The 6,628-nt window shown below is 63.6% G+C and carries 5 protein-coding genes; all 5 read left to right on the plus strand.

Annotated features, from left to right (window positions below):
- The coding region (gene rpoC / locus IT350_12140; GenBank protein ID MCC6158793.1) for a DNA-directed RNA polymerase subunit beta' at positions 1-3,085 on the plus strand (3,085 nt) is incomplete at its 5' end.
- A 145-nt stretch (positions 3,086-3,230) separates the two neighbouring features.
- The gene (locus IT350_12145; GenBank protein MCC6158794.1) at positions 3,231-3,614 is read left to right on the plus strand and encodes a 30S ribosomal protein S12; all 384 of its coding nucleotides are present in this window, start codon (positions 3,231-3,233) and stop codon (positions 3,612-3,614) included.
- Positions 3,615-3,629: 15 nt separating this feature from the next.
- On the plus strand, positions 3,630-4,100 hold the full coding sequence (rpsG, locus tag IT350_12150) for a 30S ribosomal protein S7 (GenBank protein ID MCC6158795.1): 471 nt from the start codon (positions 3,630-3,632) through the stop codon (positions 4,098-4,100).
- Between the two features lie 278 nt (positions 4,101-4,378).
- Positions 4,379-6,460 (plus strand): elongation factor G, encoded by a 2,082-nt coding sequence (fusA, locus tag IT350_12155; protein MCC6158796.1) that lies wholly within the window; start codon positions 4,379-4,381, stop codon positions 6,458-6,460.
- Positions 6,461-6,505: 45 nt separating this feature from the next.
- Positions 6,506-6,628: elongation factor Tu (gene tuf / locus IT350_12160; protein MCC6158797.1), on the plus strand; the 123-nt coding region annotated here is incomplete at its 3' end.

Consider the following 6,628-nt stretch of genomic DNA (forward strand, 5'->3'; position numbering starts at 1 on the left):
GAAGATGGTCGAAAAGGAGCGTTCCGAGGTCTGGGACATCCTGGACGAAGTCATCAAGGAGCATCCGGTTCTGCTCAACCGCGCTCCGACGCTGCACCGCCTCGGCATTCAGGCGTTCGAGCCCGTGCTGATCGAGGGCAAGGCCATCCAGCTTCACCCGCTGGTCTGCGCCGCGTACAACGCCGACTTCGACGGCGACCAGATGGCGGTCCACGTGCCGCTCTCGGTCGAAGCGCAGATCGAGGCGCGCGTGCTGATGATGTCGACCAACAACATCCTCTCGCCCGCCAACGGCAAACCCATCATCGTCCCGACGCAGGACATGGTGCTCGGGACGTACTACGTCACGCGGCATCGTCCCGGCGCCAAGGGTGAAGGCAAGATCTTCTCCGACTCCGACGAGGTGCGCGCGGCCTACGACAACGGCGAGGTTCACCTGCAGGCCGGCGTCAAGTGCCGCATTCAGGGCCGTCTGGTCGAAACGACCGTGGGCCGCGTCATCATGGGCGACCTGCTGCCCGACGGCGTTCCGTTCTCGGCGATCAACCGCGTCATCGGAAAGAAGCAGCTCGGCGAACTGATCGATTACTGCTACCGCATCGCGGGAAACAAGGCGACGGTGCTTTTGGCCGACCGTCTGCGCACGCTGGGATTCGAGCAGTCCACCAAGGCCGGCATCTCGATCTGCCTCGACGACATGCTGATCCCCGAGTCGAAATCCGAAATCATCCGCGACAGCGAAGAGCAGGTCGAGGAGATCTACCGCCAGTATCAGGACGGTCTCATCACCGACGGCGAGCGCTACAACAAGGTGATCGACATCTGGGCGCAGGCCTCGGAAAAGATCACCGAGCAGATGATGGAGCGCATGGGGTCGGAGGTCTACAAGACGACCAAGGGCGTGGTGGACAAGCGCCAGAGCTTCAACTCCATCTTCATGATGGCCGACTCGGGCGCGCGCGGTTCCACGGCTCAGATCCGCCAGCTCGCGGGCATGCGCGGTCTGATGGCCAAGCCCTCGGGCGAAATCATCGAGACGCCGATCACGTCGAATTTCCGCGAGGGCCTGACGGTTCTCCAGTACTTCATTTCGACGCACGGCGCCCGCAAGGGTCTGGCCGACACGGCGCTCAAGACGGCGAACTCGGGCTATCTGACCCGCCGGCTGGTCGACGTGGCGCAGGACACGGTGGTCACGCAGCGGGACTGCGGCACGACCGAAGGCATGTACATGGCCGCGCTCACCGAGGGCGGCGAGATCATCGACCACATGGGCGATCGCATTCTCGGACGCGTCGTGCTCGAGGACGTGCTCGATCCGCTGACCGACGAGATGCTCGTGCCGGCGAGCACGATGCTCGACGAAGACCTGGTGAAGAAGATCGAGGCGGCGGGCATCGACCGGGTGCTCATCCGCTCGGTGCTCAAGTGCCAGTCCAAGCGCGGCATCTGCGCGCTGTGCTACGGCCGCGATCTCGCGCGCGGGCATCTGGTCAACGTCGGCGAGGCGGTGGGCGTCATCGCCGCGCAGTCGATCGGCGAGCCGGGCACCCAGCTCACGATGCGCACCTTCCACATCGGCGGCGCCGCGAGCCGAAAAGTCGAGCAGTCGTCGCTGCACGCGCGCGGCCCGGGCGAGGTGCACCTCAACAACGTGTCTCTCGTCACCAACCGCGACGGCCTGCAGACCGTCATGAACCGCAACGGCGAGCTCGTCATCACGTCGGCCGGCCGCGAGCGCGAGCGCTACAGCCTGACCTACGGCGCGGTGCTGCTCGCGAACAACGGCGACAGCGTCGATGCGGGCCAGACGCTCGCCCAGTGGGATCCGCACACGGTGCCGATTCTCACGGACGTCGACGGAATCGTGAAATACGGCGACGTGATCGAATCGGTCACGATGGCCGAAAGCTTCGACGAGGTGACCGGCCTTTCGCGCAAGGTCATCGTCGAGGCCAAGGACCAGAAACTTCGCCCGCGCATCTCGATCAAGGACGAATTCGGCAACACGCTCAAGATTCCGGGAACGAACCGCGACGCGCGCTACATCCTGCCGGTCGGTGCGAACATTTTCCCGGCGGAAGGCGAGCAGGTGGTGGCCGGCGAACCGCTGGCGAAGGTCCCGCGCGCCACGACCAAGATAAAGGACATCACGGGCGGCCTGCCCCGCGTCGCGGAACTCTTCGAGGCGCGCAAGCCGAAGGACTACGCGATCATCTCCAAGATCGAGGGCCACGTGCACTTCGACGAGGACGTGAAAGGCAAGCGCAAGCTCGTCGTCACGCCCGACGTCGGCGAACCGCACGAGTATCTGATTCCCAAGGGCAAGCACCTCACGGTGCATGACGGCAGCTACGTGCGCGGCGGCGAACCGCTCATGGACGGAGCGATCAACCCGCACGAGATTCTGGACGTGCTCGGCGAAGAGGAACTCGCGCGCTACCTGGTCGACGAGATCCAGGAGGTCTACCGCCTGCAGGGCGTGAAGATCAACGACAAGCACATCGAGGCGATCGTGCGGCAGATGCTGCGTCGCGTGCGCATCTCCGATGTGGGCGACACGAACTTCCGCTTCGGCGAAGAGGTCGAGAAGGTCCGATTCCAGGACGAGAACGAGCGCGCGGTGTCCGAAGGCGGGCGACCGGCCGACGGCCAGTCGCTGCTGCTGGGCATCACCAAGGCGTCGCTCTCCACCGAGAGCTTCATCTCCGCGGCGAGCTTCCAGGAGACGACCAAGGTCCTCACCGAAGCGTCGATCCACGGCAAGGTGGATTGGCTGCGCGGCCTGAAGGAAAACGTCATCATGGGCCGCCTGATTCCGGCGGGCACGGGCATGAAGATGTACCGAGACTTCGACATGGAGGTCGAAAAGACGCCCGACACGGGCGAGATGATGATGGATCTCGCGGGTGAGGATTCGCACGGCCGCGACCTCGACTCGCTGGGCTTCGCGGATCTCTCCCGCCGCGGACGCTACGAGGAAGAGGACGACGACGTGGAAGGCGAGATCGACGAAGAGGACGATCTCGACGACGAGGAAGTCGACGAGGACGAGATCGAGGGAGAGGTCGAGGACGAGGAATAATCCGGCGCTCCGCGCGCCATTCGACAAATCTGGAATTCCGGTGACAATCGGGTTGACACCGGAATACGCTTTTGCTAGATTCCCCCGGCTTTCGCGGCCGGGGGGGCCGGGAATCTAGCAAAATCAATGAGATAGGGTCCATCGGATGCCGACGATCAATCAACTGGTGCGCAACGCCAGACAAAAAGTCGAGGACAAGAAGGACGCACCGGCGCTTCAGTCCTGCCCGCAGAAGCGGGGCGTGTGCACGCGCGTGTATACGACGACGCCGAAAAAGCCAAATTCCGCGCTCCGCAAAGTGGCGCGCATCCGCCTTTCGAACGGAATCGAAGTGACGAGCTACATCCCGGGTGAAGGCCACAACCTTCAGGAACACTCGGTGGTGCTCATCCGCGGCGGTCGCGTGAAGGATCTGCCCGGCGTTCGGTATCACATCATTCGCGGCACGCTCGACGCGGTCGGCGTGAATGCCAGGCGGCGGGGACGCAGCAAGTACGGTGCGAAACGTCCCAAGCCGGGCCAGAAGTAAGAGGGAGCCGACGCCATGCCACGCAAACGCGCCGTTGAAAAACGCGAAATCCTGCCGGATCCGAAATTTCACGATCGGATCGTGGCGAAATTCATCAATGGCCTGATGTCCTGCGGCAAGAAAAGCACCGCCGAGTCGATCCTCTACCAGGCGTTCGAACTCATCGGTGACAAGACCAAGGACGATCCGGTCCGCGTGTTCCGCGCGGCGCTCGACAACGTGAAACCGCAGGTCGAGGTCCGCAGCCGCCGCGTGGGTGGTTCCACCTATCAGATTCCGGTGGACATCCGCGCCGAGCGCCGTCAGGCGCTGGCGATTCGGTGGCTGATCACGCATGCGACCAAGCGCAGCGAAAAGAGCATGAATGAAAAATTGGCGGCGGAACTTCTCGATGCCGCCAACAACCGCGGGGCCTCCGTGAAAAAGCGTGAGGATACCCACAAAATGGCCGAGGCCAACAAAGCCTTCAGTCATTATCGCTGGTAAGCAGCCCGGCTACAGACATCGAGGGGCGGCCTCCGGGACAGCCTATCTCTCGATGAAGACTCACCGGGACGCGTGCGGCAACGCGTTGGGTCACCAACGCGTTCACGAGCGCGGCCGAAGGGACGACGAAGGTCCCTCGGTCACGCGGGCCGCTCGCGGCAAAACGAGTTCGACGAGTGTGTGAAATGGGATTTTCGGGCGCGTTCGTTTGCGCCTTAGCGACGTGAAGGGGACCGCAAGCCCCCGGAGTTGTCGTCTGGAATCGGGAGCTGTGCGCCGTGGCGAAACCGAGTTCGCTCGCGAAAACGCGAAACATCGGAATCATGGCGCACATCGATGCCGGCAAGACGACGACCACCGAACGGATCCTTTATTATACGGGCGTTAGCCACAAAATGGGCGAGGTGGACGAGGGTACCACCCAGATGGACTACATGGTCCAGGAGCAGGAGCGCGGCATCACGATAACGACCGCCGCGACGACCTGCTACTGGAAAGACCATCGCATCAACATCCTCGACACGCCGGGCCACGTCGACTTCACGATCGAAGTCGAACGATCCCTGCGGGTTCTGGATGGCGCCGTCGCGGTGTTCTGCGGCGTCGGCGGGGTGGAGCCTCAAAGCGAAACGGTGTGGCGTCAGGCGGACAAGTTTCATGTCCCCAAGGTCGCGTTCGTCAACAAGATGGACCGGACCGGGGCGGAATTCTTTCGCGTGGTCGATGAGATCCGCGAACGTCTTGGCGCGAACCCGGTCGCGGTCCAGATCCCCGTCGGCGCGGAAGTGGGCTTCGCGGGAGTCATCGATCTGATTCGGATGGTCGCCATCCGATACGACGACTCCTCGCTCGGGTCCAAATTCGAGGAAACGCCCGTACCGGAAGATCTTTCACAATCGGCCAGACACTCTCGCAATTTGATGATCGAGGCGGTCGCCGATGTCGATGACGGCGTCATGACCGCGTATCTCGAAGGGCAGGACATCGGGGAGGACCAGATTCGCGCGGCGCTGCGCAAGGGCGCGCTCGAACTTCGGATCGTCCCGGTGCTGTGCGGATCGGCGTTCAAGAACAAGGGCGTACAACCCCTCCTCGACGCGGTCTGCGACTACCTGCCGAGCCCGGCGGACGTTTCGGCGATCCGCGGCGCGAATCCCCGCAACAACAAGGAGGAGGAGCGTCACGCGGATCCGGGAGAACCGTTTTCGGCGCTCGCCTTCAAGCTCCTTCACGATCCCTTCGTCGGTCAGCTCTGTTTCCTGCGAGTCTACTCCGGCAAGGCGGCGATCGGCGACAGCGTGCTCAATGTCGGCAAGCAGAAGAAGGAACGGCTTTCCAAGATCCTTCGCATGCACGCCAACAAGCGCGAGGAGATCAAGGAGGTTCAGGCGGGCGACATCGTGGCGGCGGTCGGACTTCGTGTGACGACGACCGGCGACACCCTGTGCGATCCGGCCCACCAGATTCTTCTGGAGGGGCTCGATTTCCCGGAGCCGGTGATCCACATCGCGATCGAACCCAAGACGCAGGCGGATCAGGACAAGCTGACCGAGGCGCTGGGGCGGCTCGCGGCGGAGGACCCTTCGTTCCGGGTACGCACCGACGGGGAGACGGGACAGACCATCATCTCCGGCATGGGCGAACTCCACCTCGAGATCATCACGGACCGCCTGCTGCGCGACTTCGGCGTCAACGCCAATGTCGGCAAGCCGCAGGTGGCTTACAAGGAAACGATCGGGCAGACCGCGACGGTCCGCGAGGAATACGTCCGGCAGCTCGGAAACCGGGGGATGTACGCCTTGGTGGATCTGACGGTCGAACCGGGCGAACCGGGATCGGGCTTCAAATTCACGAACCGCGTGTCGAAGGACCGGCTGCCCGGCGACTTCGCCGAGGCCGTGAAAGCCGGCGTCGAGGACGCGCTCTCGGTGGGAGCGCTCGCGGGTTACCCGGTGATCGACGTGGCGGCGACGCTCGCGGGAGCGGCGGTTCACGAGGTGGATTCCGACGCGGCCTCGTTTCGCGCCGCGGCGAACCGGGCGGTGAACCGGGCGCTGCGTGAAGGCGATCCGCAGCTGCTCGAACCGGTGATGAAGGTCGAGGTGGTCGTTCCCGAGGAATCGGTGGGCGACGTGATCGGAGACCTCAATGCGCGAAGGGGGTCGATCCAGGGCATGCACCCGAGAGGGTCGGTCCAGGTGATCGACGGCGAAGTGCCGCTGGCCGCGATGTTCGGATACTCGACCGACCTGCGATCCATGTCGCAGGGTCGGGCGACATACACGATGCAGTTCTCGCGATACCTGCCGGTTCCCCTGCAGGTTCGCGATCAGATCGTGACGAGGCTGAGAGGTTATTGAGAGCGGGGACCCACACGATCACCGGAAACGGTAGGGAGTGACGCGATGGCCAAGGAGAAATTCAACCGGAAGAAACCCCACGTGAACGTCGGGACGATCGGTCACATCGACCACGGGAAGACGACGCTGACGGCGGCGATCACGGCGGTTGCGTCGCGTGACAGCGGC

The sequence above is a fragment of the Deltaproteobacteria bacterium genome (genome assembly GCA_020845895.1).
Taxonomy (GTDB): domain Bacteria; phylum Lernaellota; class Lernaellaia; order JACKCT01; family JACKCT01; genus JADLEX01.

Bases quoted from the DNA above. Each gene is read 5' to 3' on its own strand.
- IT350_12145 (MCC6158794.1), top strand. From the start codon at position 3,231: ATGCCGACGATCAATCAACTGGTGCGCAACGCCAGACAAAAAGTCGAG.
- rpsG (MCC6158795.1), top strand. From the start codon at position 3,630: ATGCCACGCAAACGCGCCGTTGAAAAACGCGAAATCCTGCCGGATCCG.